This window comes from Staphylococcus sp. HMSC62A08 (assembly GCF_001839105.1).
GTDB lineage: Bacteria > Bacillota > Bacilli > Staphylococcales > Staphylococcaceae > Staphylococcus > Staphylococcus caprae.
Genome location: NZ_KV840039.1, coordinates 579988 through 606684, shown reverse-complemented (window position 1 = coordinate 606684; position 26697 = coordinate 579988). Strand labels below are relative to the sequence as shown.

Annotated in this window: 18 protein-coding genes and 1 pseudogene; 15 read left to right on the top strand and 4 right to left on the bottom strand. The window is 33.9% G+C overall.

What is annotated here, in order from left to right:
* The first annotated feature begins 56 nt into the window (after positions 1-56).
* From addB to HMPREF3264_RS08745, 4 genes are all read left to right on the top strand, one after another.
* Positions 57-3512, top strand: coding sequence for a helicase-exonuclease AddAB subunit AddB (gene addB, locus HMPREF3264_RS08760; RefSeq protein ID WP_070873040.1), 3456 nt, complete (start codon positions 57-59; stop codon positions 3510-3512).
* Positions 3512-7168 (top strand): helicase-exonuclease AddAB subunit AddA, encoded by a 3657-nt coding sequence (gene addA / locus HMPREF3264_RS08755; protein WP_070873037.1) that lies wholly within the window; start codon positions 3512-3514, stop codon positions 7166-7168. Before addB ends, addA begins: the two co-directional genes overlap by 1 nt.
* 200 nt (positions 7169-7368) lie before the next feature.
* Positions 7369-8277, top strand: a complete 909-nt coding sequence (locus HMPREF3264_RS08750) for a fumarylacetoacetate hydrolase family protein (protein ID WP_002441813.1) — start codon at positions 7369-7371, stop codon at positions 8275-8277.
* 262 nt (positions 8278-8539) lie between these two features.
* Positions 8540-8941 (top strand): YisL family protein, encoded by a 402-nt coding sequence (locus tag HMPREF3264_RS08745; RefSeq protein WP_037541255.1) that lies wholly within the window; start codon positions 8540-8542, stop codon positions 8939-8941.
* Between the two features lie 62 nt (positions 8942-9003).
* Here the strand turns inward: HMPREF3264_RS08745 and HMPREF3264_RS08740 are convergent, their stop codons facing one another.
* Both HMPREF3264_RS08740 and HMPREF3264_RS08735 read right to left on the bottom strand, forming a co-directional pair.
* Positions 9004-10320, bottom strand: a complete 1317-nt coding sequence (locus HMPREF3264_RS08740; protein WP_070873034.1) for a CoA-disulfide reductase — start codon at positions 10318-10320, stop codon at positions 9004-9006.
* Positions 10321-10392: 72 nt separating this feature from the next.
* Positions 10393-11214, bottom strand: coding sequence for a Cof-type HAD-IIB family hydrolase (locus tag HMPREF3264_RS08735; protein ID WP_070873032.1), 822 nt, complete (start codon positions 11212-11214; stop codon positions 10393-10395).
* Between the two features lie 111 nt (positions 11215-11325).
* Here HMPREF3264_RS08735 and HMPREF3264_RS08730 point away from each other — a divergent pair, with 111 nt between their 5' ends.
* The 4 genes from HMPREF3264_RS08730 (at position 11326) to HMPREF3264_RS08715 (ending at position 17494) form a co-directional block, all read left to right on the top strand.
* A complete protein-coding gene (locus HMPREF3264_RS08730) occupies positions 11326-11634 on the top strand; it encodes a metal-sulfur cluster assembly factor (RefSeq protein WP_002433201.1) in 309 nt (102 codons plus the stop codon).
* A 471-nt stretch (positions 11635-12105) separates the two neighbouring features.
* The gene (locus HMPREF3264_RS08725; RefSeq protein WP_002441817.1) at positions 12106-13929 is read left to right on the top strand and encodes an acyltransferase family protein; all 1824 of its coding nucleotides are present in this window, start codon (positions 12106-12108) and stop codon (positions 13927-13929) included.
* A gap of 255 nt (positions 13930-14184) precedes the next feature.
* Positions 14185-16791, top strand: a complete 2607-nt coding sequence (clpB, locus tag HMPREF3264_RS08720) for an ATP-dependent chaperone ClpB (RefSeq protein WP_070873030.1) — start codon at positions 14185-14187, stop codon at positions 16789-16791.
* A 187-nt stretch (positions 16792-16978) separates the two neighbouring features.
* Positions 16979-17494 (top strand): YbhB/YbcL family Raf kinase inhibitor-like protein, encoded by a 516-nt coding sequence (locus HMPREF3264_RS08715; protein WP_070873028.1) that lies wholly within the window; start codon positions 16979-16981, stop codon positions 17492-17494.
* Between the two features lie 127 nt (positions 17495-17621).
* Here HMPREF3264_RS08715 and HMPREF3264_RS08710 read toward each other — a convergent pair whose 3' ends face one another.
* Positions 17622-17816 carry a YjzD family protein gene (locus HMPREF3264_RS08710; RefSeq protein WP_070873026.1) on the bottom strand — a complete coding sequence of 65 codons (195 nt, stop codon included), beginning with the start codon at positions 17814-17816 and terminating at the stop codon, positions 17622-17624.
* 309 nt (positions 17817-18125) lie between these two features.
* Here HMPREF3264_RS08710 and HMPREF3264_RS08705 point away from each other — a divergent pair, with 309 nt between their 5' ends.
* Complete coding sequence (locus tag HMPREF3264_RS08705) at positions 18126-19067, top strand: beta-ketoacyl-ACP synthase III (RefSeq protein ID WP_070873024.1); 942 nt, start codon at positions 18126-18128, stop codon at positions 19065-19067.
* 11 nt (positions 19068-19078) lie between these two features.
* Positions 19079-20323, top strand: a complete 1245-nt coding sequence (gene fabF, locus HMPREF3264_RS08700; RefSeq protein WP_002441827.1) for a beta-ketoacyl-ACP synthase II — start codon at positions 19079-19081, stop codon at positions 20321-20323.
* 56 nt (positions 20324-20379) lie between these two features.
* On the opposite strand, the gene HMPREF3264_RS08695 is transcribed toward fabF, so the two are convergent.
* Positions 20380-20751 (bottom strand): DUF3899 domain-containing protein, encoded by a 372-nt coding sequence (locus tag HMPREF3264_RS08695; RefSeq protein WP_070873021.1) that lies wholly within the window; start codon positions 20749-20751, stop codon positions 20380-20382.
* 244 nt (positions 20752-20995) lie between these two features.
* On the opposite strand from HMPREF3264_RS08695, the gene opp3b reads away from it, so the two are divergent.
* From opp3b to HMPREF3264_RS08670, 5 genes and pseudogenes are all read left to right on the top strand, one after another.
* Complete coding sequence (gene opp3b / locus HMPREF3264_RS08690) at positions 20996-21922, top strand: oligopeptide ABC transporter permease (protein WP_070873019.1); 927 nt, start codon at positions 20996-20998, stop codon at positions 21920-21922.
* Positions 21922-22992 (top strand): oligopeptide ABC transporter permease, encoded by a 1071-nt coding sequence (gene opp3C / locus HMPREF3264_RS08685; RefSeq protein WP_070873017.1) that lies wholly within the window; start codon positions 21922-21924, stop codon positions 22990-22992. Before opp3b ends, opp3C begins: the two co-directional genes overlap by 1 nt.
* A gap of 14 nt (positions 22993-23006) precedes the next feature.
* Positions 23007-24089 (top strand): ABC transporter ATP-binding protein, encoded by a 1083-nt coding sequence (locus HMPREF3264_RS08680; RefSeq protein WP_070873014.1) that lies wholly within the window; start codon positions 23007-23009, stop codon positions 24087-24089.
* Positions 24079-25023 (top strand): ABC transporter ATP-binding protein, encoded by a 945-nt coding sequence (locus HMPREF3264_RS08675; RefSeq protein ID WP_070873012.1) that lies wholly within the window; start codon positions 24079-24081, stop codon positions 25021-25023. Before HMPREF3264_RS08680 ends, HMPREF3264_RS08675 begins: the two co-directional genes overlap by 11 nt.
* 25 nt (positions 25024-25048) lie before the next feature.
* Positions 25049-26697, top strand: a pseudogene (locus HMPREF3264_RS08670) (peptide ABC transporter substrate-binding protein).

Here is a 26697-nt window from a genome sequence, read left to right as displayed (position 1 = left end):
TATTAGAACAAGACTTTGATGTGATAATATTAAAGGTAAAGGAGTGAGGGAATGTCATGGAATTAAATACATATATCGGTAGAGCTGGTACGGGCAAATCAGCATCTATGCTTGATTATATAAAGAACGAAATGAAACAAGATCCATTAGGTGACCCTATCATTTTAATTGCTCCAACACAAAGTACATTTCAACTTGAACAAGCCTTTGTCAATGATCCTGAACTGAATGGTAGTTTAAGAACAGAAGTCCTTCACTTTGAAAGATTAAGTCATCGTGTTTTTCAAGAAGTGGGCGGGTTTACAGAGCAAAGGTTATCTAAAGCCGCAATGGAAATGATGATTTATCACATTGTCCAGCAACATGAGTCAGAACTTAAATTGTACCGTTCGCAATCCAGATATTATGGATTCAGTGAAAAGCTTGCTGAGCAAATTCAAGACTTTAAAAAATATAGCGTCACACCTGAGCATTTAGAACAATTTATTTCTGAACATCAATTACAAACACGAACGCAACATAAATTAGAAGACATTTCTCTCATATACAGACATTTAGAAGCACGTATGAGTGGAGAATTTATAACCACAGAGGATAGTTTAGAGCAATTTATAGATCAAATGTCGCAATCAGAATGGTTAAAACGTGCCGAAATATTTATTGATGGTTTCCATAACTTTTCAACACTTGAATATAGAATGATTGAAGCCCTTGTTCAACACGCGAAGAAAGTGACAGTACTATTAACCACGGATGGTAATCAAGACCAGTTTAGTTTATTTAGAAAGCCCTCTGAGGTTTTGGCTCACTTAGAGGACATTGCCAGTCACTTAAATATTGAGCTGAATAAAACACAATTTAGTCATCGTTACCGTTTTGAAAATGAGGAGCTCAAACATTTAGAAAGTGACTTTGATGCTTTACAAATGACGCCACAAGGGCATTCAAATGCTGTAGAAATACTTGAATCTTCCAGTATGCGAGAAGAAGTGAATGAATTAGCACGAAGAATCTTAAGAGACGTACGCGATCATCAATTAAGGTTTCAAGATATTGCAATTTTGTATCGTGATGAGTCATATGCCTATTTATTCGACTCTATTTTTCCTTTGTACGATATTCCTTTTAATATAGATACGAAAAAATCAATGTCACATCATCCAATCATGGAAATGATTCGCTCTTTAATAGAAGTGATTCAATCCAAGTGGAATATTAATGCCATGCTACGTCTATTCAAGACTGACATACTGACATCGCAACTTAAGAATAGTAGTTATTTGATAGATTTACTTGAAAATTTTGTCCTAGAACGTGGTGTTTATGGTAAACGTTGGTTAGATGAAGACATTTTTAATGTTGAGCAGTTTAACAAGATGGGACGTAAATCACATGCTTTAACGCCTGAAGAACGAGAAACATATGAAGAAGTCATTCGTCTGAAGAATAATGTGATTGATAAAGTGCTTTATTTTGAAAAAGCGATGAGCGAAGCAACTACTGTAAGAGATTTTGCGACTGCTTTTTACGAAAGTATGGAATATTTTGAATTACCAAATCAACTAATGACAGAAAGAGATGAATTAGATGTAGCAGGAGCGCATCAACAGGCTGAAGAAATTGACCAAATATGGAATGGTTTCATACAAATATTAGATGATTTAGTTACTGTATTTGATGCACAAGATATGACTTTGAAACAATTTCTTGAGGTGTTCGATATAGGTTTAGAACAACTTGAGTTCGTTATGATACCTCAAACATTGGATCAAGTTAGTATCGGTACAATGGATTTGGCTAAAGTGGATAATAAGCAACATGTTTATATGGTAGGTATGAATGATGGTTCCTTGCCACAGCCAGTATCTTCTTCTAGTTTGATTACTGATGAAGAGAAGAAATATTTCGAACAAAATGCTGATATAGAATTAAGTCCTACTTCAGATATTTTACAAATGGATGAAGCATTTGTTTGTTATATTGCTATGACACGTGCACGCCAGAAGGTGACATTTTCATATAGTTTAATGGGCAATTCTGGTGATGAAAAGGAAATCAGCCCGTTTCTATCACAAATTAAAGACATGTATCATCATTTAGAGATCACTAACATTCATCAAGAACATGAAGAACAACCAATCAGTCTAATGCAACATGTTCATCAAACTAAAATTGAATTATTTGATGCCTTACGTGCGGAGGATGTAGATATAAGATGGCTCGATGCGTATCAAGTCATACGAGATGATGAGCGACTCAATCAAGGTCTAGACTATTTAATCACATCACTTACGTACGACAACGAAACAATACAACTTAACGAATCGTTAACGCAAGAATTATATGGAAAAACAATCAATGCAAGTGTGTCTCGTTTTGAAGGTTATCAACAATGTCCGTTTAAACATTATGCTTCACATGGTTTACGTTTAAATGAACGTACTAAGTATGAATTACAAAACTTTGATTTAGGAGATATTTTCCATTCAGTGCTGAAACATATCTCTGATCGCGTTGAAGGAGACTTTAAAAACTTAGATCGCAAGAAAATCAGAGCATTAACAGAAGAAGCGCTGGAAATGATTTTACCTAAAGTTCAATTTAATTTATTAAATTCTTCGGCGTATTATAAGTATTTATCTAGAAGAATAGGTTCAATTGTAGAGACAACATTAAGTGCATTGAAGTATCAAACTGGATTTTCAAAATTTGTACCTCAAAGATTCGAAACAGGTTTCCGCAAATCTCCTAAAAATAAAGAGGAATTGGTAGCACAACCTTTACACACTAAACAAGCTATTCCTATTAATATTCGGGGGCAGATTGACCGTATTGATACGTATACTAAAGGTGATCATAGTTATGTTAATATCATTGACTATAAATCATCAACGAGCAGCGCTACATTAGATTTAACGAAAGTATATTACGGTTTGCAAATGCAGATGATGACCTACATGGATATCGTTTTGCAAAATCAAGAAAGATTAGGTCTCACAGATATTGTTAAACCTGGTGGTCTACTTTATTTCCATGTTCATGAACCGCGTATTAAATTTGAAAATTGGTCCAAAATTGATGAAGAAAAATTAGATAAAGAATTAATTAAAAGCTTTAAGATGAGTGGTCTTCTAAATAGTGATGAAGAAGTCATTGATGCGATAGATAGTCGTATGGAACCAAGTTTTACTTCAGATATTGTCCCTCTTGGTTTAACAACTAAAGGTGCAATCAGTAAGAATACCAGTCGTGTAGCTGATGAAGACGTTATTCGCCAATTTATTCAACATAACAAGAATAATTTCATCGACACTGCGACACATATTATGGATGGTCACACTGAAGTGGCACCTTTAAAATACAAAAACACATTGCCATGTCAATTTTGTAGTTATCAATCTGTATGTCATGTCGATGGCATGATAGATAGTAAACGCTATCGCACAGTAGATGAAACCATTAAACCTCTGGAATTAATTCAAAAAATGATCGACGAAGGTGGTGACAAGTGATGATTCCTACTAAACCGAATGATGTGATTTGGACTGACGCACAATGGCGTAGTATTTATGCGAAAGGTCAAGACGTGCTTGTTGCTGCTGCAGCAGGATCAGGTAAAACAGCTGTCTTAGTAGAACGTATTATTCAGCGTATCTTAAGAGATAAAATTGATGTTGACCGCTTATTAGTCGTAACATTTACAAATTTAAGTGCACGTGAGATGAAACATCGGGTTGACCAGCGTATTCAAGAAGCTTCAATAGAAGAGCCGAATAATGAACATTTAAAAAATCAACGCATTAAAATTCATCAAGCTCAAATCTCAACGTTACATAGTTTTTGTTTGAAATTAATTCAACAACATTATGACGTATTAGATATTGATCCGAATTTCAGAACAAGTAATGAAGCTGAAAATGTGTTGTTACTCGATCAAACGATTGATGATGTTTTAGACCGCCATTATGATATTTTAGATCCAGATTTTATAGATTTAACCGAACAATTATCATCTGATAGAAATGATGATCAATTTAGAGACATTATTAAACGTATGTACTTCTTTAGTATTGCGAATCCTAATCCTTTCGAATGGTTGAATCAATTATCTCATCCTTATAGAGATGAAGAACAACAAGCTCAATTATTAAAATTATTAAATGATTTGGCTATGATTTTCTTAAAAGCAGCTCATGAAGAAATACAAAAGAGTTTCGATTTATTCTCTATGTTAGAGGATGTGGAGAAACATTTAGAAGTCGTTGAAGATGAGCGTCGATTTGTTTCTAAAGTGATAGAAGGAGAAGTTATTCACACTGACGCGCTTGTGTCTCATCAATTTGTAAGTCGTTTTCCTTCTATATCCAAGAAAATTAAAGAAACAAATGAAGGTATGGAAGAGGCATTAAACGATGCTAAGAAACACTATGATCATTACAAAGAACTAGTCACTGAAGTGAAAAATAACTACTTTTCAAGAAGCGCAGAAGATTTGAAGTTAGATATGCAAAAATTGGCACCGAGAGTAGCATATTTAGCTCAAATCGTTAAAGATGTGATTGAGGCGTTTAGCAAGCAAAAGCGTAGTCGCAATTTATTGGATTTCGCAGATTATGAACACTTTGCCTTACAAATTCTCACTAATGAGGATGGGACACCTTCTCATATTGCCGAAACGTATCGAGAACACTTTAAAGAAATACTTGTCGATGAGTATCAAGATACAAACCGTGTACAAGAAAAGATTTTGTCATGTATTAAAACGGGTGACGAACATAACGGGAATCTGTTCATGGTAGGTGATGTAAAACAGTCGATTTATAAATTTAGACAGGCTGATCCCAGTCTCTTTATTGAAAAATACAATCGCTTTACAAGTGATGGTCAAGATTCAGGCATGGTTATTGACTTGTCACAAAACTTCCGCTCTAGACAAGAGGTACTCTCTACAACAAATTATTTATTTAAACATATGATGGATGAAAATGTAGGAGAAATCACCTATGATGATGCGGCTCAACTTTATTACGGTGCGCCATATGATCAAGCTGAGAATCCCGTACAACTTCGTGCATTAATTGAAGCGGATAAGGAGTCTAGTGATTTAACAGGTAGCGAACAAGAGGCGGACTACATTGTTGAACAAGTAAAAGATATCATCGAAAATAGACAAGTTTACGATATGAAAAATGGGACGTATAGAAATGCGACCTACAAAGATATAGTCATATTAGAGAGAAATACTGATAATGCTCGAAATCTTCAACAAGCGTTTAAAAATAGTGACATTCCTTTTCATGTTAAAAGTAAAAAAGGATACTTTGAACAAACTGAAGTTCGACTCGTATTATCTTTTTTACGAACTGTAGATAATCCTTTGCAAGATATTTATCTTGTTGGTTTAATGCGTTCAGTGATTTATCAATTTACAGAAGATGAATTAGCTGAAATTCGAGTGATAAGTCCTAACGATATCTATTTCTATCAATCAATAGAACACTATATTAAAGACGACAACGCAAATGCTCAACTTGTTGATAAGTTAAAACGATTTATCAAAGATATAAAAAAATATCAGATTTATAGTCAAAGTGAACCTGTTTACCAATTAATTGATAAATTTTATAACGACCACTTTGTTATTCAATATTTTAGTGGTCTTCTCGGTGGCAAGGGTAGAAGAGCTAATCTTTATGGACTCATTAATAAGGCTATAGAATTCGAAAATTCTAGCTTTAGAGGATTGTTCCAATTTATTCGATTTATTGATGAATTGATTGACCGTGGAAGAGACTTCGGTGAGGAAAATATTGTTGGGCCGAACGATAATGTCGTTAGAATGATGACTATTCATAGTAGTAAAGGTTTGGAATTCCCATTCGTCATCTATTCTGGACTTTCTAAGAAATATAATGAAAGCGATCTGACTAAGCCAGTCATTTTAAATCAACAATATGGTTTAGGTATGGATTATTTCGATACTGAAAAGGAAATGATCTATCCATCTCTATCCTCAGTAGCTTACAGAGCAATTAATAGTAAGGAACATATTTCTGAGGAAATGCGATTAATTTACGTCGCATTAACACGTGCGAAAGAACAACTCATCTTGATAGGTAGGGTTAAAAAAGAAAAAGAATTAACCGATCTTGAACAATTAGCAATATCTGGGAATCATATTGCTGTAAATGAGCGTTTAACTGCTAAGAATTCATTTAAATTAATCTATAGTATTCTTGCAAAGCATCAAAGTGCGTCATTACCTCATGATCAGAAGTTTGAACAGGATATTGAAACACTCAATTCTGAAATGAAGCCAAGGGTATCCATCGTTGTAGATCACTACGAAGATGTATCTACTGAAGAAGTTACCCCTGAAAATGAACGCCGAACAGTGAGTGATATGGATGACATCAATAGTGGCGATGATGACGTTAAAGCTAAAATTCATCAACAACTGACATATCAATATCCATATCAAGAGGATACTTTGAAACCTTCAAAACAGTCTGTGTCTGAATTGAAGCGTCAGCTTGAAACAGAAGAAAGTGACACGAACTATGACAGAGTCAGACAATATCGTATTGGGGTCGCTACATATGAACGTCCTCAATTTTTAAGTCAAAATAAAAAGCGTAAAGCCAATGAAATCGGTACTTTAATGCATACAGTCATGCAGCATTTACCTTTTAAAGAAGGGCGTATGACTAGTGAAGAGCTAGATCAATATGTAGACGGATTAATCGAACGTAATATTATTGAAGAAGATGCTAAAGCAGATATTAAATTTGATGAAATTATGAGTTTTATTGAAAGTAATCTGTATATGCAAATCGCACAAGCGGATAAAGTGTATACTGAATTACCATTTGTTGTGAATCAAGCGAAAGTAGATCAATTGCCTGAGTCGGAAGAAGACGTTTCAATTATTCAAGGTATGATTGATTTAATCTTCCAAAAGGATGGCGCATACTATTTCGTTGATTATAAAACAGATGCATTCAATAGAAGAAAAGGTATGACCGATGATGAAATTGGTCAACAACTTAAAGAAAAATATCAAATTCAAATGAAGTATTATCGTAATACGTTAGAGACAATACTTAAACAACCAGTTAAAGGATATCTCTATTTCTTCAAATTTGGTATGTTAGAAATTGATAAATAATCGAACAAATAAAAGAATAAAAAGTTAAAAATTTGCCATGTTTCTCGTAAGCGTATCGCATTCGAGAACATGGCTTTTTTAACAACTAAGAGAAATATGTTCTGTAAGAAATTTCTTAATTTTCTTACTTATATATTTGTTATTTGAACTCAGATATAGTTATAATATGTAATAAGATATAGATGAGGAGTTGATTATGAATGAAATTTCTATCATTCAAACACAATGACAGAACTTCATACGGTGTCAAAGTAAAACGTGAAGATGCTGTTTGGGATTTACCAATGGTCTTTGCAGAATTTGGTGAAGAAGATTTCCATCCTAAAACATTATTACAAGGCTTACAACAAAACCAAACACTAGATTTCCAAGAACAAGTGCGTAAAGCAGTAGTGGCTGCTGAAGATAGTGGAAGAGAAGAAGAATTTAAAATTTCATTTAACGATGTAGAGTTTTTACCACCTGTCACTCCACCTAATAACGTCATCGCGTTTGGACGTAATTACCAAGATCATGCAAGCGAGTTAAATCATGAAGTTGAACGTTTATATGTATTCACTAAAGCTGCATCATCTTTAACAGGTGATGAATCAACAATTCCTAATCACAAAGACATTACTGACCAATTAGATTATGAAGGCGAATTAGGTATCGTCATCGGTAAATCAGGTGAGAAGATTCCTAAAGCTTTAGCCTTAGATTATATTTACGGTTATACAATTATTAATGATATTACTGACCGTACAGCACAAAATGCTCACGACCAAGCTTTCTTATCTAAAAGTTTAACTGGTGCTTGTCCAATGGGGCCATATATCGTAACAAAAGATGAACTTCCTACTCCTGAGAATGTAAACATCGTTACTAAAGTCAACAACGAAATTCGTCAAGATGGTAGTACGGGAGAAATGATTCTTAAAATTGATGAATTAATCGAAGAAATTTCTAAATATGTTGCATTACATCCAGGCGATATTATTGCTACTGGTACACCTGCAGGCGTGGGTGCAGGTATGGAACCACCACAATTCTTACAACCTGGCGATGAAGTTAAAGTTACGATTGATAATATTGGTACGTTAACAACTTATATTTCTGAAGATAAATAATAAATGCTTTTCATTTATGTCTCTGTACTCTAATGAGTTTTAGACATGAATTTTTTAGAAACTACTTTATTATTTAAAGTGCATCCTAAAAGTTGGAGTAAAATTGAACTTTTTAGGGTGCGCTTTTTCTTGGAATAATATCATAAATTTAAAATGATGATTATTTTAATGAAGTTGTGAAATAAAAATAAGAGTGATGCTATCATTAACATTTCCTAAATATGTTATGATAGTTGAGAAAAATATATATGGGGGGACACATATGTTACATGTCCATATTTTAAGTTGGGTTTTAGCAATTATTTTGTTTATCGCGACTTATTTAAACTTTTCAAAAGTTCAAGGTGCAACACCTTACTTTAAACCATTACATATGGCATTGCGTTTATTCATGCTACTCACATTGATTTCCGGTTTCTGGGAATTAATAAAAGAGTTTGTTGCTGCTGCACACGGTGGCGGCGGTAACCACATGTTATTAACATTCAAAATGTTATGTGGTTTAGCGGTGATCGCTTTTATGGAAGTATCTATTGCGAAAAGAAAGAAAAAAGAAGAAGGGCATAAATTCTTTTGGATTACAATCGCATTAATTGTTATAACTATGGTCATTGGTATTATTTTACCATGGGGTCCTATAACTAAAATGCTTGGTTTAGGATAGAATTGAATATAAATAATAAGCTGCGTACGTTACCACAACGGTACATACGCAGCTTTTTAATTTTATCTTGCTTTGTAACCTATCATATTGATTAAATCTTTTGGATGACTGTAAGGAGGGGCATAAGCGACTTCAAATTCTGTTAATTCATCAACAGTCATTTGATTCATCATTGCCATTGACATAATATCTATTCTTTTGTCTACGCCTTCTTGACCGACTGCCGCAGCACGTAAAAGTTTACGAGAATCCTTTTCAAAGTAGACTCTTAAATGAAGGGGAGTATTTCCTGGGTAATAACCTGCATGCGCGCCTTGTTTCACTTCGACCATTTCATAATTGAAATAGTCAAGTTCATTAGGTTTTACGCCAACACTCGCAAGTGTATAATCAAAGAATTTAACAATATTTGAACCTAGATAGCCTTTAAATGAAATAGAAGCATCTCCAGCTAATTGTTCGGCAATAATACTTGCACCACGGTGTGCGCCCCATGCAAGCGGAACTTGTGCTTGCAAATCAACGTGACGATAAAACGATGTAATGACATCTCCTAAGGCATAAATATTAGGAATATTAGTTTGAAATTTGTCGTTCACTGGTACAAAACCATGTTCATCTAATTGAACATTTGAAGATTGAATAAACTTAGAGTTTGGATGTGTTCCAACACCTTCAATGATGAGGTCGTAATTTTCAACTTTACCAGAGGTGAAAGTGACTTGATGTTGATCAATTTTACTAATTTCTTCATTGAATCTATAAGAGATATTTCTTTTTTCTAATTCATCAATAATAGGTTGGTTCATATCTTGATCCATTAATTTATTAATATGATTTGAGCGATGGATTAAAGTCACGTTCAAGCCACGTTCATGTAAATTTTCTAATACTTCTAAAGAAATGTAACCTGCACCTACGACGAGTGCATGCTTTGCATCCGTTTCACTTATAAATTGATCAATCGCTTCAGTATCTTCGAAGTTTCTTAGAGTGAATGCAATATCACTTTCAAACCCTAAAGAATTAGCGCCAGCACCAGGGCTTAATATAAGTGTGTCATATGCTTCTTCAAATATTTCTCCAGATTGTCGATTGCATACAGTCACAGTTTGTTTATCATCATTAATTTCTATAACTTCATGATATGTTTTGACTTTAATTTGCTTTTTCTGATAAAAAGTTTCAGGTGTATAAGCCAATACGTTATCTCGTTCGTTAACGATTTCGCCGATATAATAAGGTAAAGCACAATTTGCAAAGCTCATGTCTCTGTCCTTTTCAAAAATAACTATCTCGCTTTCTTTATCTAAACGGCGAATTTGACTTGCGCAAGTAGCGCCACCTGCAACCGCACCGACGATAACAATTTTATTCACGATGTAAACTCCTTTATTTGTTTATAGGAAGGAAACTTCTATGAACGTCTTCCCATTTACGATTTGTATATATTAGTAATAACGTAGATTTAAATCAAAGAAATCATTTAAGTAGCGACCAATGCCATCGTTATTATTACTGTATGTTGTATGATTTGCTACATCTTTTAAGTCTTGCAATCCATTGTCCATGGCAATACCGTATGTAGCATATTTAATCATTTCTATATCATTATCTTCGTCGCCAAATGCAATAATTCGATCGTCTGCGATATTGAGATATTGTTTTGCATATTCAATGCCTCGTGCTTTATTAATACCACGTTTAACGATTTCTATTACTGGAAATGGTGCGCCCCAACGACGATGTTCAATATTTTCAGCATAAAAATGAGTGAGCATATCTTTAATTTCTGGAATATTATCTTCATCTGCTTCAACGAGTAAAGAAGTTGGAGATTCATTCAATTGCTCTAATAAATTACCTGTTTGTATTTTAGGATTCCCCATTGAAAAGCCTTCAAATAGACGGGGATCATGATTATTAATAAAGACATAATCTTTTACTTCAGCAATGATGTTAGTTACATGTGATTGTTGAAGAGCAGTAATGATATTCTTAGATATTTCAACATCTAAAACTTCATGAATTGTTTCAAAATCTTGAGCTTTTGGATAATGTACATAAGCGCCGTTAAAATTAACAACGGGTGTGTTCATGTTTAATTCATGATAGTAGATTTGACTTGCTCTATAAGGTCGACCAGTAGCAATCATAATGTAATGGCCGCGTTGTTGTAATTCAGTTAAAACTTGTTTTGTATAAGATGAGATTTCTTTGTTGTCGTTTAATAATGTTCCATCTAAGTCTAGACAAATTAAATATGGTTGCATAAATGACTCCTTGTGTTTCGTATTATCATGTATCAGTATCATAGCATTTTATTGGCGTTTTGTCGGATATTTGATATATTAGTATAAAGATAATTTAGAGAGGTGATACTCATGGAGGAAGCTTTAAAAGATAGCATCCTAGGAGCTCTTGAAATGGTTATTGACCCTGAATTGGGCATTGATATTGTCAATTTAGGTTTAGTATATAAAGTTGATGTAGACGACGAAGGTCTATGCACAGTTGAAATGACATTGACTTCTATGGGATGTCCTTTAGGACCACAAATTATAGAACAAATTAAAGGTGTTTTAGCAGAAATTCCTGAGATTTCTGATACAGAAGTTAATATTGTTTGGAACCCACCATGGAATAAAGATATGATGTCTCGTTATGCGAAGATCGCTCTAGGTGTTGGATAAATTTGTGTTTTTAAGGAATAGTTACACATTTTCTTTGTGAAAATGATAGTAGCTATTCTTTTTTGTGTGGAAAATGATAAAAAATATTTATGAAGTGATTATTTAACCTGAAATGGAGTTAAGAAATTTTTAATAAAATCAAACTGCTATTTAAATTGAATTAATGTTACAAATATATTACAATGTTTAACACTTACTACTTTTCGGGGAAAATTAATTCTCACATTAAAATAAATAACTTTATACTTTATTAATAGTATAATTAATAATATTGTGAAGAATTCGACATAAGTTGATAATGAGACACCAAGAATGGAACATAAGGTAATTAGTCAATTTACGGGAAAAATTGAATAAAATGTTTTATTCGAAGAGTGTGATTGAGAAGTTTGTCACTTCAATGAATCATTGTTAGAATCTCAATTTATTTATTTTTAGAAATTTATTATTAATAGGGAATGACTATAAAAAATGGAAAAAGAATTAAAGAAAGGTCATCAACGCGGTAAAAAAATGCGTTATATGCCTGGACTTGATGGTTTGCGCGCAATTGCGGTTCTTGGAATTATTATCTATCACTTAAATAAGAAATGGCTCACTGGCGGTTTCTTAGGAGTAGATACCTTCTTTGTTATCTCAGGTTTTTTGATAACAAGTCTATTATTAAAAGAATATGAAGAAACAGGAATTATTAACCTTAAAAGTTTCTGGATTAGACGTATAAAAAGACTTTTACCTGCGGTGTTAGCCTTATTGATTGTGGTTGGTTTTGCAACACTAGTTCTTGAACCTGATAATATCGTTAGAGTCAAGCATGACATTATTGCCGCAATTTTTTATGTATCTAACTGGTGGTATATAGCTAAAGATGTTAATTACTTTGAACAATTTTCATTTATGCCATTAAAACATCTATGGTCTTTAGCTATTGAAGAACAATTTTATCTGTTCTTCCCAGCAATATTAATTTTATTATTGATGACAATGAAGAAGTATAAAAATGTAGCGCTTGTATTTTGGATTATTTCTTTAATTTCACTTTTATTAATGGTTGTAATTTCTCAACCACATATGAATCATTCACGTGTATATTTTGGCACTGATACAAGACTACAAACATTACTGTTAGGTGTACTTCTTGCATTTATGTGGCCACCATTTAAACTTAAGGCAAATCCACCTAGGGCACTAAAAGCAACTATTGATACTGCCGGAATAGTCGGTTTGTTATTTTTAGTTGTTTTATTCTTTACAGTTAAAGATGAGAGTGACTGGATTTACAATGGCGGGTTTTATCTCATCTCGGCTATGTCTTTACTTATCATAGCGAGTGTCGTTCATCCTGCTACATTGGTATCTAAAGCCTTAGGTAATCCATTGTTTGTCTATATTGGTAAACGGTCATATAGTCTGTACTTGTGGCATTTTCCTATAATTAGTTTTATTCATAGTCATTATATAGACGGGCAAATTCCAGTTTATGTCTATTTCTTAGATATCATATTAACTGTTATGTTTGCCGAATTATCTTATCGATACGTAGAGACACCTTTCAGAAAGCAAGGGCTCAAAGCGTTTGCTATTAAGAAGAGATTTAAACCTCAATTTATAAGAACTGTGGTAACAATTATATTAGCATTACCACTTATTCTGATACTTGCAGGTGCATTTGATAAATTAGGTAAAGATAAAATTTCTGATAAAGCACAATCATTTAATACAAATGAAAATGACAAATATCTCATCCATATGTTGCCTATTGATGACATTACGCTTACGAATGATGGAAAAACAAAAGAAGGTAAGAATGAGGATGAAGTGTATTCTGATATTAAACCATTACTAATCGGGGACTCGGTCATGGTCGATATTGGTGAACAGTTTAAATCTAGAGTTCCGAAGGCAAATATTGATGGTAAAGTGGGGCGAAACTTGTATCAAGCACTTCCATTAGTAGATAGCAATTATAAGAATTATAGTAAATCTTCTGACCAAGTTGTTTTAGAATTAGGTACTAATGGGGATTTCTCAAAAGAGCAATTAGATGATCTAATTGATAAATTTGGAAAAGCTCAAGTCTACCTTGTTAATACGAGAGTGCCAAGATCATATGAAGGCCATGTGAATCAGTTAATGGCAAATGCTGCTAAAAGTCATAAGAATGTAAAACTTGTTGATTGGTACAAACGTTCAGAAGGGCATACAGAGTACTTTGCTCCAGATGGTATACATCTTGAAAATAGCGGTGTCGAAGCTCTAACAGATGAAATATTGAAAAATATGAAAAAGAAATAGGTTTAATGAGAAACTAGTTTGACGTTAATCAGCTAACGTTGGGCTAGTTTCTTTTTATGTAATTAAAGGTATAAAGAGATTAGATATTGTAGAATTTATTTTCAAAAATTAATAGAGAAAAAAGGTCAAAAAATAAGTGTAAATTGTTGAATATTGATGAAAGAGGGTCTATAATATAATTAAGGTCAAAGAAAGTCAAAGTCAAAAAACATTTGCCTTAGACCTATTTACTCTAAATAAATAGAGGTGAAAAAATTGGATATTAATCAAATGACATACGCTGTTCAAGGCGCTTTACAAAAAGCAGTCGAAATCAGTAAAGAATATGAATTACAAAATATTGAAAATGAAGCACTTCTAAAAGCAACATTAGAAGAAAGTGAAAGCTTATTCAAAAGTGTATTAGAAAGAGCAAATATTGATGTCGAACAATTAACGAAAGCTTATGAAAATAAATTAAAAAATTATCCATCAGTACAAGGAGATAATGTACAATACGGACAATATATTAGTCCGAAAGCCAATGAATTATTAAATAAAGCAGAAACATATATGAAAGAATATGAAGACGAATTCATTTCTATGGAACATATATTACGCGCTGCTATGGACATTGACCAAACAACGCAACAATTTATTGGTAATAAAGCAGAAGTTATCAAAGAAATTATCACAAAAGTAAGAGGGGGAAATCATGTGACAACTCAAAATCCAGAAGTAAACTACGAAGCTTTAGAAAAATATGGGCGTGACTTAGTAGAAGAAGTTCGACAAGGTAAAATGGATCCTGTGATTGGTAGAGACGAAGAAATTCGTAATACAATTCGAATTTTAAGTCGAAAAACTAAAAACAATCCTGTATTAATCGGAGAACCAGGTGTAGGTAAAACTGCCATCGTAGAAGGTTTAGCACAACGTATCGTTAAAAAAGACGTGCCTGAATCATTACTAGATAAAACGATTTTCGAACTCGATTTAAGTGCCTTAGTCGCTGGTGCGAAATATAGAGGTGAATTTGAAGAACGTCTCAAAGCAGTACTTAAAGAAGTGAAAGAATCAGAAGGTCGTATTATTCTATTTATAGATGAAATTCACATGTTAGTCGGCGCTGGTAAAACTGAGGGCGCAATGGATGCAGGAAACATGTTGAAACCAATGTTAGCACGTGGTGAATTGCATTGTATTGGTGCAACAACATTAAACGAATATAGAGAATATATTGAAAAAGATTCTGCCTTAGAGCGTCGTTTCCAAAAAGTAGGTGTCAGCGAACCAGATGTTGAAGATACAATTTCAATCTTACGTGGTTTAAAAGAACGTTATGAAGTGTATCATGGTGTTCGTATCCAAGACCGTGCGCTAGTCGCTGCGGCTGAATTATCAGATCGTTATATTACTGATCGATTCTTACCTGATAAAGCGATTGATTTAGTAGACCAAGCTTGTGCGACAATTCGTACTGAAATGGGCTCTAATCCAACTGAATTAGACCAAGTTAATCGTCGTGTAATGCAATTGGAAATTGAAGAAAGCGCATTGAAAAATGAATCTGATAATGCAAGTAAACAACGACTACAAGAACTACAGGAAGAGCTTTCTAATGAAAAAGAAAAACAAGCATCATTACAATCTCGTGTAGAACAAGAAAAAATAGGTAAATTACAACAAAAACGAGCTGAATTAGATGAAAGTAGAAAAGCCCTCGAAGATGCACAAACAAATAACAACCTTGAGAAAGCTGCTGAATTACAATACGGTAAAATTCCACAATTAGAGAAAGAATTAAGAGAGTTAGAAGATGTCTTCCAAGATGAAACAGGTGAAGACAGCGACAGAATGATTCGTGAGGTTGTATCTGATGAAGAAATTGGCGATATTGTAAGTCAATGGACAGGTATTCCAGTCTCTAAACTTGTAGAAACTGAAAGAGAGAAATTATTGCACCTTGGCGATATTCTTCATAAACGTGTCGTTGGCCAAGACAAAGCAGTAGACTTGGTTTCTGATGCAGTAGTTAGAGCACGTGCAGGTATCAAAGATCCAAATAGACCTATTGGTAGCTTCTTATTCTTAGGACCAACAGGTGTAGGTAAAACTGAATTAGCTAAATCACTTGCTGCTTCACTATTTGATTCTGAAAAACACATGATTCGAATTGATATGAGTGAATACATGGAGAAACATGCAGTCTCTCGTTTAATTGGTGCTCCTCCAGGCTATGTTGGTCATGATGAAGGCGGACAATTAACTGAAGCAGTTAGACGAAATCCTTATTCAGTTATTTTATTAGATGAAGTAGAAAAAGCGCACAGCGATGTCTTTAATGTGCTACTTCAAATATTAGATGAAGGTCGACTTACTGACTCTAAAGGACTCAGTGTTGATTTCAAAAATACAATCATCATCATGACAAGTAATATTGGATCACAAGTGTTACTTGAAAACGTTAAAGACGCTGGAGAAATTAGCGAAAGTACTGAGAAAGCGGTAATGGATAGCTTACATGCTTATTTCAAACCTGAAATCTTAAACCGTATGGATGATATTGTATTATTTAAACCATTATCAGTTAGTGATATGAGTATGATTGTCGATAAAATCTTAACTCAATTAAACATTAGATTATTAGAGCAACGAATCTCAATTGAAGTATCTGATAAAGCTAAAAAATGGCTAGGTGAAGAGGCTTATGAACCACAATTCGGTGCCAGACCATTAAAACGTTTTGTTCAAAGACAAATCGAAACACCACTTGCCCGCATGATGATTAAAGAAAGTCTACCTGAAGGTACAACAATTAAAGTAGATTTAAATTCTGACAATGAATTACAATTTGACGTTGAAAAAGCAGAAAATATTTAATGAAATAGAATGAATCAAACAAAGATCCAAGAAAGTGTGTGCAAGTCACTTTCTTGGATTTATTTTTTATTAAAGGATATTAATTTAAACGCCAGGGGTTTTGTAGTAGTATATATTTACACTTTTATTTTGTAATAATACACGCATGTATTTATATATCACTCATTAAATTAAAGGAGAAGACAACATGAAAATCAACACTAATTTTAACAACAACATTATACCTTATGACTATGCTGCAGGTGCACAACCGGTTGACTTAATTAACAATAATCCTATTAAATCATTTCCATTTAATGTAGTAGACTTGCCACCAGGTACGCAATATATTGCTTGGACTTTAATTGATTATGATGCCGTTCCAGTATGTGGTTTCCCATGGATTCACTGGGTCGTGGCTAACGTGAGCGTCAATAGCGATACAATCGATATTGTTGAAGACTTTTCTAGAATTAAAGGTGACTTTGTACAAGGTAAGAACAGCTTTGCAACAGGTTTATTGGATGAAGATTTTTCAGAGATTGAAAATCATTATGTAGGACCTACGCCTCCAGATAAAGATCATTACTATGAACTTGTAGTTTATGCTTTAAGTGACAAGCTTAACTTAAAAAATGCTTTCTATTTAAATGAATTATTGCATCAAGTAGATTCTAAATTATTAGATAAAGCAAGAATTAATTTAGTAGGAAGAAAAGTTTAATGAAGCACCAACATTAATGACTTTATGAATGATTTAATAAGCTGTATTTGTTAAAAATAAAATAGAGTAAAAAAGACGAGGTACGTTTGACACTGATGTCAACGTATCTCGTCTTTTATTCATGATGTTATGATTCGTATTGATCTGAACCTTTACTTGGTTTCATGATGGCACCAAAAATTGCTACAAAAATTGTAAATACAACAGCCATGATAATAGGGTTAATTGCATTTAATGCTGGACCACTGTTTAAACTGTTTAATACAAAGTTTACCATTTCTAGCAATAATACTGCCCATATAAATGTCATGAGGTATTTCATTTGATTTGACCTCCACTTTTATAATCGATATCTCTATTTTAAGTGAAATATTTAAATTTGTATAGTGTAAATCAATGCTTAACACATACATTGTACCAATTTTGTTGTGACTGATGTTTTTAAAATGATTGAGTGTTGCATAGGCATTTTAAAAATTAAAATTGAAATAATATTGAAGCGGATACTTTATTAAGTGTATAAATATAGCCCTTTAACCAACGAGGAAAAGTGAATCTACTTGAGTTTAAAAACAAGTATGTGTTAAATTAATACCTGGTATTAAAAATTTATTTAAGAAGGTGTACGACCATGAACGTGGGTATTAAAGGTTTCGGCGCATACGCTCCGGAAAACATTGTAGACAATGCCTATTTTGAGCAATTTTTAGAAACATCCGATGAATGGATTTCTAAAATGACTGGTATTAAAGAAAGACATTGGGCAGATGAAGATCAAGACACATCTGACTTAGCATATAACGCAAGTATTAAAGCAATTGAAGATGCAGGAATTCAACCTGAAGATATCGATATGATTATCGTAGCTACAGCTACAGGCGATATGCCATTCCCAAGTGTGGCTAATATTTTACAAGAGAGATTAGGAACTGGAAAGATAGCCACAATGGATCAACTCGCTGCATGTTCTGGATTTATGTATTCAATGATTACAGCTAAACAATATATCCAATCTGGTGATTATAAAAATATTTTGGTTGTTGGTGCTGACAAATTATCTAAAATTACAGACCTTACAGACCGCTCAACAGCTGTGTTATTCGGTGATGGTGCCGGTGCAGTCGTGATGGGAGAGGTTTCTGAAGGTCGAGGTATCATCAGTTATGAAATGGGTTCTGATGGTAGCGGTGGAAAATACTTATATTTAGATAAAGAAACTGGTAAATTAAAAATGAATGGTAGAGAAGTATTTAAATTTGCTGTAAGAATAATGGGCGATGCCTCAACACGTGTTGTTGACAAAGCTGGTTTAACTTCAGATGATATCGATTTATTTATACCTCACCAAGCAAATATTCGAATTATGGAATCTGCAAGAGAAAGATTGGGTATAGAAAAAGAAAAGATGAGTGTTTCTGTTAATAAATATGGTAATACTTCAGCAGCTTCTATACCATTAAGTATTAACCAAGAATTGCAAAACGGAAAAATTAAAGATGACGATAATTTAGTCTTAGTTGGCTTCGGCGGTGGCTTAACTTGGGGCGCAATCGTTATCAAATGGGGAAAATAGGAGGATAACGTATGAATGAAAAAAACAGAGTTGTTATAACGGGTATCGGAGCCTTATCTCCTATCGGTAACGATGCTAAAACAACATGGGAAAATGCTTTAAATGGAGTTAATGGTATTGATAGAATTACACGTATTAATACTGATAATTATAACGTGCATTTAGCAGGTGAATTAAAAGACTTTAACATTGAAGATCATATAGATAAGAAAGAAGCGCGTCGTATGGACCGTTTCACACAATATGCAGTTGTTGCAGCAAGAGAAGCGGTACAAGATGCGAAATTAGATATCAATGATGATACAGCTGATCGTATTGGTGTATGGATTGGCTCAGGTATTGGTGGTATGGAAACATTTGAAACGGCACATACTACACTTGTCGAAAGAGGACCTCGTCGTGTGAGTCCATTTTTCGTACCAATGTTAATTCCTGATATGGCTACTGGCCAAGTATCTATTGATTTAGGTGCTAAAGGGCCTAACGGTTCAACTGTTACAGCATGTGCGACAGGTACGAACTCAATCGGTGAAGCATTTAAAGTCATCCAGCGTGGTGACGCTGATGCGATGATAACTGGTGGTACAGAAGCGCCAATTACAGACATGGCAATTGCTGGATTTAGTGCAAGTCGTGCTTTATCTACAAATGATGATAAAGAAACCGCATGTCGTCCATTCCAAGAAGGTCGTGATGGCTTTGTTATGGGTGAAGGTGCAGGAATCGTTGTCCTTGAATCATTAGAATCAGCTAAAGCACGTGGTGCAGAAATTTATGCGGAAATAGTAGGTTATGGTTCAACTGGAGATGCTTATCATATTACTGCACCAGCGCCAGAAGGTGAAGGCGGTTCAAGAGCAATGCAAGCTGCTTTAGATGATGCAGGAATCGAAGCGAAAGATGTTCAATACTTAAATGCACACGGCACAAGTACGCCAGTAGGTGACTTATATGAAGTTAAAGCAATCCAAAATACATTTGGAGACGCTGCTAAAACATTAAAAGTAAGTTCAACTAAATCAATGACTGGTCACTTACTAGGTGCAACAGGTGGAATTGAGGCTATCTTCTCAGCCTTATCTATCAGAGACTCTAAAGTAGCACCTACAATTCATGCTGTGACACCAGATGAAGAATGTAATTTAGATTTCGTTCCTAATAAAGCTGAAGATTTAGAAATTACTTATGCGATGAGTAATAGCTTAGGCTTTGGCGGACACAACGCAGTGTTAGTATTTAAGAAATTTGAAGACTAATTGAATATAAATAAAAATCTTCAAGTGGGTTTATAGATGACGCACTTGAAGATTTTTTATATTGAAAATGAAATAACAATAGCTAAAACGAAATATAAGAGATTAATGAGTAATATAGGGATCACCCATGATGAAATCATGTAGTGGTCCTTTTTAATATGTTTAGGGTTAAAAAATTCATCATCTTCTATGGTTTGTTTTTTCTTAGATGAAGAAAGTTGATATTTTAAACGACGAAAACCATAACTGGTTGCATCGAAAATACCTTCTTGAACGATGAGTAAAGCAAAAACAATGATAAAAATAGTTAAAGATACATAAAATATTATATTAATGAAATTCAGTAATTCATGTGCAGTCAATAGCCAAATGATAAATGATAAGAAGGGCGTCAGTCCAGTGCCAATTAGTATAGATTTAAAACGCATAGGTGTACACCTCCGTTAACAATATTATACATATTTTACCTCATTACTATGATTACGAAAATATTGTAATGGAGTTTATTGCTACAATACAAATTACATTGTCAATTTATTATTTACTATATTACTTTAAAGTAAAACTATATTGCAATTGTATGAAAACTGTATATATAATATGTATAAATATTTCTGAAAATTGCGAAGGGAATGTTAATTTTGAAAATTTAATATTATAGGGGGAGATTAAATGACGAGGTATATTCTTAAGAGATTAGGTTATATGTTTGTATCATTATTTATCATTATTACGATTACATTTTTCTTAATGAAATTGATGCCAGGTTCACCATTTAATGATGCAAAGCTGAATCCACAACAAAAAGAGATACTTAATGAAAAATATGGTTTGAACGATCCAGTTGCTGTTCAATATTTTCATTACATCAAAAATGTGGTCACAGGAGATTTTGGGAATTCATTCCAATATCATAATATGCCAGTTTGGGACTTAGTGAAGCCAAGACTGATACCATCTATGGAAATGGGTATTACAGCAATGATTATCGGGGTAATTGTTGGGCTTATATTAGGAGTTGCTGCTGCCACAAAGCAGAATACATGGGTGGATTATACAACTACTGTTATCTCCGTTATTGCAGTTTCAGTTCCTTCATTTGTTTTAGCTGTACTACTACAGTATGTATTTGCAGTTAAATTAAGATGGTTTCCAGTTGCGGGGTGGGAAGGCTTTTCAACTGCAGTTCTACCTTCACTTGCGTTATCTGCAACTGTATTAGCAACTGTAGCAAGATACATAAGGGCAGAAATGATTGAAGTACTAAGTTCAGATTATATTCTTTTGGCGCGAGCTAAAGGTAATTCTACGTTAAGGGTCTTATTTGGGCACGCCTTAAGAAATGCGCTCATACCTATCATTACAATTATCGTTCCAATGTTAGCCAGTATTTTAACAGGTACATTGACGATTGAGAATATATTTGGCGTACCAGGATTAGGGGACCAGTTCGTCAGATCGATTACAACAAATGATTTCTCAGTCATTATGGCTACAACAATACTTTTCAGCACTTTATTTATTGTGTCTATCTTCATTGTAGATATTCTTTACGGCATCATTGATCCAAGAATTCGTGTACAAGGAGGTAAGAAATAATGAGTGATATGAAAAGACCTATTAAATTAAACGATGATGTATCTAACGCGGCAATGACACATACTTCAGAGGGAATATCTAATTCAGATTTTGTTATCCGAGAGTTAGATTTAAATCAAGAACCTGAAATGCAGCGTGAAAGTAAAAACTTTTGGCAAGATGCATGGAGTCAACTTAGAAGAAATAAATTAGCTGTAGTTGGAATGATTGGTTTACTAATTATTATCATTTTGGCGTTTGTCGGACCATTGATGAATAAACATGACTACGCTGAACAACACGTAGAATACCGTAATTTACCGGCAAAGGTTCCTGTATTAGATAAAGTTCCATTTTTACCATTTAATGGGGAAGGTGCAGATGGAAAAGATGCTTATAAAGAAGCAGGTGCTAAAGAAAATTATTGGTTTGGTACCGACCAACTTGGACGTGATTTATGGACACGAACTTGGAAAGGGGCACAGATTTCATTATATATCGGTATCGTTGCTGCACTTTTAGATATTTTTATTGGAGTTGTGTATGGTGCAATTTCAGGATTTTTTGGGGGTAGAGTGGACGATGTAATGCAAAGAATTCTTGAAATTATTGCCTCTATTCCAAATCTAATTGTCGTTATCTTATTTGTATTAATCTTTGAACCTTCAATTTGGACAATCATATTAGCGATGTCCATTACTGGTTGGCTAGGAATGAGCAGAGTTGTACGTGGTGAATTTTTAAAATTAAAAAACCAAGAGTTTGTAATGACTTCTCGAACACTAGGTGCTTCCAAATGGAAATTAATATTTAAACATATTTTGCCAAATACTTTAGGTGCGATCGTTGTTACTTCTATGTTTACTGTGCCTAGCGCGATATTCTTTGAAGCATTTCTAAGCTTTATAGGTATAGGAGTACCGGCGCCACAAACGTCGTTAGGTTCACTTGTAAATGATGGACGTGCAATGTTACTTATTCATCCACACGAATTATTTATACCAGCAATCATTCTAAGTTTGTTAATTTTATTTTTCTATCTATTTAGCGACGGGTTACGTGATGCATTTGACCCTAAGATGCGTAAGTAAAGGAGGCAAAAGTTATGACAGAGAGAATTTTAGAAGTCAATGACTTGCATGTGTCCTTTGATATTACTGTAGGGGAAGTGCAAGCTGTTAGAGGTGTAGATTTTTATTTAAACAAAGGGGAAACGTTAGCTATTGTAGGTGAGTCTGGTTCAGGAAAATCAGTAACAACAAAAGCTATTACGAAACTTTTCCAAGGGGATGCCGGAAGAATTAAAAAAGGAGAAATTTTATTTTTAGGTGAAGATTTGGCACAAAAATCTGAAAAAGAATTAATTCAATTAAGAGGTAGAGATATTTCAATGATTTTCCAAGACCCTATGACATCATTAAATCCAACGATGCAAATTGGTAAACAAGTCATGGAACCCTTAATTAAGCATAGAAATTATAGTAAATCACAAGCGAAGCAACGTGCGCTAGAAATTTTAAACTTGGTAGGTTTACCACATGCGGAAAAGCGATTTAAAGCATACCCACATCAATTCTCTGGCGGTCAGCGTCAAAGAATTGTTATCGCAACAGCATTAGCATGTGAACCCAAAGTACTTATTGCAGATGAGCCAACAACGGCTTTAGATGTGACGATGCAAGCTCAAATACTCGATTTGATGAAAAAGCTTCAAGATAAAATCGAGACATCCATTATTTTTATTACACACGATTTAGGCGTTGTAGCAAATATTGCAGATAAAGTGGCAGTGATGTATGGGGGACAGATGATTGAGACAGGAGATGTAAATGAAATTTTTTATGATCCTAAACATCCTTATACGTGGGGATTGCTTTCTTCAATGCCTGATTTAACTACAAGTAATGATACTGACTTAATTGCAATTCCAGGGACACCACCTGATTTACTTCATCCTCCTAAAGGTGATGCCTTTGCACGTCGTAGTCGATACGCTTTGGATATTGATTTTAAAGAAGAGCCACCATGGTTCAGGATTTCACCAACACACTTTGTCAAATCTTGGTTATTAGACGAACGTGCGCCTCAAGTGACACCACCTGAAATGGTTCAACGACGATTAAGACATATGCCTAATAACTACGAGCAACCACAAAAAGTAGAGAGGGTGTCGTTTAATGGAAAATAGCGAAAAGGTTCTATTAGAAATAAAAAATTTAAAACAATATTTTAATCAAGGTAAGAAAAATGAAGTCAGAGCGATTGATAATATAAGTTTCAATATCTATAAAGGGGAAACTTTAGGTTTAGTTGGAGAGTCTGGTTGCGGAAAATCAACTACTGGTAAAGCAATCATTAAATTAAACGACATTACAAGTGGAGCAATAGAGTATGAAGGTATTGATATTCAAAAAATTCGAAAGCGTAAAGATTTATTGAAGTTTAATAAGAAAATACAGATGATATTCCAAGATCCGTATGCATCGCTCAATCCACGTCTTAAAGTGATGGATATTGTAGGAGAAGGTATTGATATCCATAAACTTGCTAGTAGTAAGCGGGATCGAAAGAAACGTGTATATGACTTGTTAGAAACGGTTGGTTTAGGTAAAGAACATGCAAATCGTTATCCTCATGAATTTTCAGGAGGTCAAAGACAACGTATTGGTATTGCACGCGCATTGGCTGTGGAACCAGAGTTTATTATCGCTGATGAACCGATTTCCGCTTTAGACGTATCAATTCAAGCTCAAGTAGTCAATTTATTGCTTCGTCTGCAACGAGAGCGTGGGATAACATTTTTATTTATCGCGCATGATTTATCTATGGTTAAATATATTTCCGATAGAATTGCAGTGATGCATTTTGGAAAAATAGTAGAGCTTGGTCCTGCAGATGAAATTTATAATCACCCTTTACATGACTATACGAAATCTCTATTAAGTGCTATTCCACAACCTGACCCTGAGAGTGAAAGAACACGTCAACGTGTGTCTTATGAAGAAGATGCTTCTCTTAACGATTATCGACATTTGAATGAAATTAGACCAAATCATTACGTTTTTACAACGAAGGAAGAAGCGGAAAAATTAAGTGAAGCTTACGCTACTCAAAACATATAACTTAAAGGGAAGGGGGAAATGAGAGATGAATAAATTTAAATTCTTAACGATTATATTGAGTTTAATCATTGTTTTATCCGCTTGTAGTAATAAAAAAAGTTTATACTCAGACGAAGGACAAGTTTTCAGAAAGGTTATTCCTCAAGATATGACAACATTGGATACAGCCTTAATCACTGAAGCTGTATCTGGAGATATCGTTGCTCAAGCTTTTGAAGGTTTATACTCTATTAATAAAAAGACAAAGCAGAACCAGCGATTGCTAAATCCTTTCCAAAAAAGAGCAATGGTGGTAAAACATTGACGATTAATTTGAGAAAAAATGCAAAATGGTCTAACGGCGATTCAGTCACAGCACAAGATTTCGTCTTTGCGTGGCGTAAAGTAGTCGATCCAAAGACAGCATCAGAATTTGCTTACATCATGTCAGATATTAAGAATGCTGATGCTATTAATTCAGGTGAAAAGCCTGTAAAAGACTTAGGAATTAAAGCATTAGGAAAATATAAATTACAAATTGATTTAGAACGACCAGTGCCATATATTAATGAACTTTTAGCACTAAATACCTTTAATCCTCAGGATGAAAAAATTGCCCAAAAATATGGTGAACAGTATGGCACAACTGCAGATAAAGCAGTATATAATGGACCTTTTAAAGTAACCAATTGGCAAGTAGAAGATAAAATTCAAATGGTGAAAAATGATAAGTATTGGGATAAGAAACATGTCAAGTTAGATAGAGTGAACTTTAAAGTGTTAAAAGATGGTCAAGCAGGTGCTTCACTTTACGATACAGGGTCTGTTGATGATACCACAATTTCATCTGAACAAGTTGATAAATATAAAGGGAATAAAGCGCTTAACTATAGGTTAACAGCAGGTACGTTCTTCATTAAAATGAATGAAAAACAGATACCTGAGTTTAAAAATAAATATTTAAGATTAGCAATTGCTCAATCTATTAATAAAAAAGGATATGTTGATTCAGTTCTTAATAATGGGTCATTACCATCGAATAACTTTACGGCTATTGGAACTGCTAAAACACCAGAGGGAAAAGATTTTGCAAGTACAATAAAATCTCCATTAACTTATAATGATAAAAAAGCACGTACGAATTGGCATAAAGCTCAAAAACAATTAGGTAAGAAGAAATTTGAGTTTACAATGAATACGGAAGATACACCAGCTCAGAAAATTTCAGCAGAGTATATTAAATCCCAAGTTGAAAAGAACTTACCAGGCGTTACATTAAAGATTAAACAAATGCCATTTAAACAGAAAACGACATCAGAACTATCTGGTAATTTTGAAACAAGTTATTCTGGTTGGGTACCTGATTATCCAGATCCAACTGCATTTTTACAAACTATGACTAAAGGTAATGCTCAAAATAATACGGATTGGAGCAACAAGGAATACGATCAGTTATTGAAAGATGCAAATGGCAAACTTTTAAGAAAAACAGATGAGCGCAATGCTGCATTACAAAAAGCAGAAAATATTTTGTTAAATGATGCACCAGTCGCCCCTATTTATCAAAAAGGCGAAGCACATTTAACTAATCCACAAGTAAAAGGACTTGTTTATCATAAGGTTGGACCAGATACTACATTGAAAGATGTGTATATCGATAAATCTATTGATAGAAAAACAGGCAAGAAAAAATAA

Excerpts from the sequence above, each read along its gene's own strand:
- HMPREF3264_RS08730 (WP_002433201.1), top strand. The coding sequence starts at position 11,326 with ATGGAGGAAGCTTTAAAAGATAGCATCCTAGGAGCTCTTGAAATGGTT.
- HMPREF3264_RS08735 (WP_070873032.1), bottom strand. The coding sequence starts at position 11,214 with ATGCAACCATATTTAATTTGTCTAGACTTAGATGGAACATTATTAAAC.
- HMPREF3264_RS08675 (WP_070873012.1), top strand. The coding sequence starts at position 24,079 with ATGGAAAATAGCGAAAAGGTTCTATTAGAAATAAAAAATTTAAAACAA.
- addA (WP_070873037.1), top strand. The coding sequence starts at position 3,512 with ATGATTCCTACTAAACCGAATGATGTGATTTGGACTGACGCACAATGG.
- fabF (WP_002441827.1), top strand. The coding sequence starts at position 19,079 with ATGAATGAAAAAAACAGAGTTGTTATAACGGGTATCGGAGCCTTATCT.
- HMPREF3264_RS08680 (WP_070873014.1), top strand. The coding sequence starts at position 23,007 with ATGACAGAGAGAATTTTAGAAGTCAATGACTTGCATGTGTCCTTTGAT.
- HMPREF3264_RS08725 (WP_002441817.1), top strand. The coding sequence starts at position 12,106 with ATGGAAAAAGAATTAAAGAAAGGTCATCAACGCGGTAAAAAAATGCGT.
- HMPREF3264_RS08715 (WP_070873028.1), top strand. The coding sequence starts at position 16,979 with ATGAAAATCAACACTAATTTTAACAACAACATTATACCTTATGACTAT.
- HMPREF3264_RS08750 (WP_002441813.1), top strand. The coding sequence starts at position 7,369 with ATGAAATTTCTATCATTCAAACACAATGACAGAACTTCATACGGTGTC.
- HMPREF3264_RS08695 (WP_070873021.1), bottom strand. The coding sequence starts at position 20,751 with ATGCGTTTTAAATCTATACTAATTGGCACTGGACTGACGCCCTTCTTA.
- opp3C (WP_070873017.1), top strand. The coding sequence starts at position 21,922 with ATGAGTGATATGAAAAGACCTATTAAATTAAACGATGATGTATCTAAC.
- HMPREF3264_RS08745 (WP_037541255.1), top strand. The coding sequence starts at position 8,540 with ATGTTACATGTCCATATTTTAAGTTGGGTTTTAGCAATTATTTTGTTT.
- HMPREF3264_RS08710 (WP_070873026.1), bottom strand. The coding sequence starts at position 17,816 with ATGAAATACCTCATGACATTTATATGGGCAGTATTATTGCTAGAAATG.
- addB (WP_070873040.1), top strand. The coding sequence starts at position 57 with ATGGAATTAAATACATATATCGGTAGAGCTGGTACGGGCAAATCAGCA.
- opp3b (WP_070873019.1), top strand. The coding sequence starts at position 20,996 with ATGACGAGGTATATTCTTAAGAGATTAGGTTATATGTTTGTATCATTA.
- HMPREF3264_RS08705 (WP_070873024.1), top strand. The coding sequence starts at position 18,126 with ATGAACGTGGGTATTAAAGGTTTCGGCGCATACGCTCCGGAAAACATT.